Annotated in this window: 4 protein-coding genes and 2 pseudogenes; 3 read left to right on the top strand and 3 right to left on the bottom strand. The window is 63.2% G+C overall.

The genetic code is table 11. From position 1 onward, the window contains the following. Both AAC997_RS00050 and AAC997_RS00045 read right to left on the bottom strand, forming a co-directional pair. Positions 1-314, bottom strand: a pseudogene (locus tag AAC997_RS00050) (hypothetical protein); the annotation flags it as partial. Positions 315-952: 638 nt separating this feature from the next. Further along, positions 953-1,294 (bottom strand): hypothetical protein, encoded by a 342-nt coding sequence (locus AAC997_RS00045; protein WP_340643649.1) that lies wholly within the window; start codon positions 1,292-1,294, stop codon positions 953-955. A gap of 453 nt (positions 1,295-1,747) precedes the next feature. On the opposite strand from AAC997_RS00045, the gene vapB reads away from it, so the two are divergent. The 3 genes and pseudogenes from vapB to AAC997_RS00030 all read left to right on the top strand — a co-directional run. After that, positions 1,748-2,008: a type II toxin-antitoxin system VapB family antitoxin gene (gene vapB / locus AAC997_RS00040; protein WP_340643648.1), complete on the top strand. Its 261-nt coding sequence runs from the start codon at positions 1,748-1,750 to the stop codon at positions 2,006-2,008. Continuing rightward, the gene (vapC, locus tag AAC997_RS00035; protein WP_340643647.1) at positions 2,008-2,415 is read left to right on the top strand and encodes a tRNA(fMet)-specific endonuclease VapC; all 408 of its coding nucleotides are present in this window, start codon (positions 2,008-2,010) and stop codon (positions 2,413-2,415) included. Before vapB ends, vapC begins: the two co-directional genes overlap by 1 nt. 4 nt (positions 2,416-2,419) lie before the next feature. Further along, positions 2,420-2,701 (top strand): annotated as a pseudogene (locus AAC997_RS00030) (JAB domain-containing protein); the annotation flags it as partial. Here AAC997_RS00030 and AAC997_RS00025 read toward each other — a convergent pair. Then, on the bottom strand, positions 2,660-3,607 hold a 948-nt coding region (locus AAC997_RS00025; protein ID WP_340643646.1), incomplete at its 5' end, for a Fic family protein. The pseudogene AAC997_RS00030 and the gene AAC997_RS00025 overlap by 42 nt on opposite strands.

Below are 3,607 nucleotides of genomic sequence, written 5' to 3'. Positions count from 1 at the left end.
CGCGCCATTTCCAGCCTGCGGGTGTCGGCCGGCGGCATATCAGCGACGAAGGTCTCGATGGACTTCGCCAATTTGCGATCTTCCGGCGCCGGCGATCGCGCCAGCGTCTGGGCCTGCTGAAGGTAGAGCCCGCGGACATGGGTTTGCGTCTCCACGATCTGCACCTCCCAGGGCTTCAGGGGCGTTGCGCGATCAAAGGCCGCGTCGGAGGCCTCCACGAAGGCGGCTTCCAGAGTGTGAGGCGCAGCGCCGTCTCCACGCTCATACTGCTCGCGCATCTTCCGAACGGCGATCTTCTCGGCCTTGCGGGTCACGCCGCGCAAACGTCTCGGCGTCGCCTCCGCCGCGACGTCTCGCGCCCGGAGCTCTTGGGCAAACGTCTCGCGCATTCGCCTTAGGTCAATTCGGTCAGGATTGAACCGCTCGCCGCCGACCCCAAGCGCACCCAGGACAAGATGAGCATGAGGGTGGGCGGTGTCGGTGTGGCGCACCCAGGCGTACTCGAAACGATCTCGCCAGAGACGAACCGCAGCGGCGCGGACAGCGGCCTCCAAAGCCGGCCCATCTGTCGCCGGCGGCATCGAGAACACCAAGGTCCGAGCGATCGGACTGTCTGGCCGCCGGTGGCTATCGGCCTGCCTCAAACTACTCCAATCAAGAGCCAGATCCTTCAGGGCCTGGCGACCGTTCAAGGCAAACCCGTCTTGATCCTCCAAGTCCAGCCGGCCTTGCCGCGTCACGTAGTCCAGGTGGCGAACCAACTGCGGCCGACTGTGGATGGCGCCGGTCACCGTCACCATCACCTCGCGCGCGCGCGACACCACCCTGACCAATTGATCCCGACCAAGACCCAAACCCGGCTGGAGAGACGTCCGGTTTGAGGGCGGCCGCCGGCCTGGAAGGGCCCTCGCGCGCCAGTCATCCTCAAACCCGCGGACCTGGCCATGGTCCCTCATGATGGGACCTCCCAATAGGCGAGATTTCCGGCAAACGCCGCGCGCAACCGCGCGAGATGGAGCCGAATTTCGTCAGCGTGTGCGGTGAGCTCGGCAAGGTGAGCGGGATTTGTCGCCGGCGCTGACGCCTCGATTTGGTTCAAGATGTGGTGCAGATGCACACCGATACGTCGCAGTTCGACCTGGACGGCGATGAAGGCAAGCTCATCGGGGCGGCTCATCGTCGGTTGTTGCAGAACGCGACGTCGAAGCAGCGCCTCAATCCATTTGGAGGGGACGTGGCCAAACGCCTTGGCTTCGATTTCAAGCCGAGGGGCAAGCTCATCTCCGATCTTCACAGAGACGCGCTGGGGCCAACCCTGGTCGCGATGAGGAACGATCGTGGTGGCCCCGGTCGCGTCAGCTCTTGTCGAAGACCGCTTCACCAAAAGAACACCCTGACCGAGGGCCGCTTAGACTGTCGCGCGCCGTGCGAAGCATCGACCTATCGTCGATGATCAGGCCAGTTGAGACCAAACGCCTCGATTTGCCGACGCGTAATCACCCCTCATTACGGCAGGTGGACGCACGGGTCTGAACGCCGCAAAGACGCCCCCTCCCGAAAGGGGATCTGCTGGACGCCCGGTTAGATCGGCCGCAGGCGTGCATAGACGAAAACAGAAAGCCGCTCAGCGCAGACGAAGAGAGGGCAACGCCCTCCCATTCGCGGGCGGCTTGCACGGGGCAGGCGCCTTCCACGCCTTTGGCTTTCGACTTACGCGGCGTCGGTCCGATCGTGGACTTGAAAGCGGATGAGTTGGGATATACCTAATGGATATCCCAGGTGCGAAATGACCAAAACCACGCTCTTCCATTCGAACCGCTCGCAGGCCGTCAGACTTCCGAAGGAAGTCGCATTTCCTGAGGGCGTGCGCTCCGTGACCATTCTTCGTGACGGGAAGCGTCGCGTAATTGTTCCGACGGATGCTGTTTGGGATGACTTCTTCGACGCGCCTGGCGTGGACCTGGGACATCGGGACCAACCCCCGACTCAGGACCGCGAGTCCTTCTGATGCTGCGCTATCTGCTCGACACCAACCTGTGCATTCGTGTCCTTCGAGATCGCCCACCTCAGGTGCGCGGGAGGTTCAATCTGGAGACCGATAGTCTCTGCATATCGACCATCGTGTTGACTGAGCTGCTTTATGGCGCAGCCAAGTCAGACCGGCCCGAGCATAATCGGACCGAAGTGGAGCGCTTTGCGTCCCGCCTTGACGTCCTTGCGTTTGATGACGCCGCAGCGGACCACGCAGCCGATATTCGGGCGACGCTTGAACGGAAAGGACAGCCCATTGGGGGCTATGATCTCCTCATTGCAGGCCATGCTCGAAGCCGGGGGCTGACAGTCATCACAGGCAACCTATCTGAGTTCGGACGCGTCGAAGGGCTGCGTTGCGAGGATTGGCTCGCGACGCCGTAGGCGGCTGGCCCACTGTGAACGCGAGGCGTTCCGCGTGCTGTTCTTGGACAAGAAGAACCAGCAGATCGCCGATGAGATTCTCAATCACGGCACCATCGACCACGCGCCGGTCTATCCGCGTGAGGTCGTGCGGCGTGCGCTGGAGGTGTCCGCGTCGGCCAAGCCAATCATTGAAGACGCTTTAGCTGGGCGCAGCCAGCTACAATGTGATGCGCTCCAAACCTCCCGGACCCTGACCACCGCGTCAGCCGGCCTTAGGAACGGGCCGGCCGATCTGGTTGGCTAGAAACTCCGCAAACGGCACGATGTTCTGCTCAACGCTGGCGGCCTCCAGCGCGGCCATGTACGCGGCGCGCGACTGAACCGGGATGACAGTCCAGGGATAGCCCGCCGCCGCCATCATGACGTTCATAAGGAAGCGGCCGGTGCGGCCGTTCCCGTCCATGTAAGGGTGGATGTAGACGTAGATGAAATGGCCGAGCACGACGCGGACGGCCGGGTCCGTTTCCTCGGTGAGGAGTTCGAAGAAGGCGGGCATGGCGTCCCGCACCGCGTCGGCATTCAGGGGTACATGCCGCGAACCACGAAGATAGACCGCCGCGTTGCGATAGCCGGCGAGGTTCTCTGGCTTGAGGATGCCCGCAGTGACCTTCGGCGCGAACAACTCTCTATACCAGGCGCCATGGTCGCGGTCGGCGACCTCGCCTGGATTATCGCCGCTCAAGGCGCGGCGAACGCTCCCCTTCACGGCTTGGAACGCCAACCAATAGCCCCGGGCCGCGAGTCCATTCTCGAGGTCGCGGTCGGCCTTGTCGCTCGCAGGGTTCCAGTTTCCCGCTCGGACCCGCTCGATCAGGTCGGTGCTGACCTCATAGCCCTCGATCGACAGCGAGTGGTACGCATCAGTGACGTAGATCTCGTCGACCTGCCGCATGTAGGCGTCGATGTCGTAGATCTTCGGAGGCAGCGCGGGAAATCGCCCAGGGATGTCCTCGCGCATCTTCTGCCACAGCAGCCGGATGCGCTGAACATAGGGCGAGGCGTCGCGCCGGTAGGGCGCACGCGGGACCTGGTCCTTGAAGGGATCCGTCTCGCGCGCATTGTAATCGGCCGCGCGCATTCCAGCGAGGATGTCATCGGCCTCGCGATCGCGGCCGATGTTTCTGAAAGCTCCGGCCAAGCGCCCAGCGAT

It is taken from the genome of Phenylobacterium sp., assembly GCF_037968635.1.
Lineage (GTDB): Bacteria > Pseudomonadota > Alphaproteobacteria > Caulobacterales > Caulobacteraceae > Phenylobacterium.
Note: the sequence above shows the minus strand (reverse complement) of the source record. Positions and strands in the feature narration are given on the sequence as shown.

What these genes read in the sequence shown, in the direction of transcription:
- vapB (WP_340643648.1), top strand. Translation starts at nt 1,748, where the DNA reads ATGAGTTGGGATATACCTAATGGATATCCCAGGTGCGAAATGACCAAA.
- vapC (WP_340643647.1), top strand. Translation starts at nt 2,008, where the DNA reads ATGCTGCGCTATCTGCTCGACACCAACCTGTGCATTCGTGTCCTTCGA.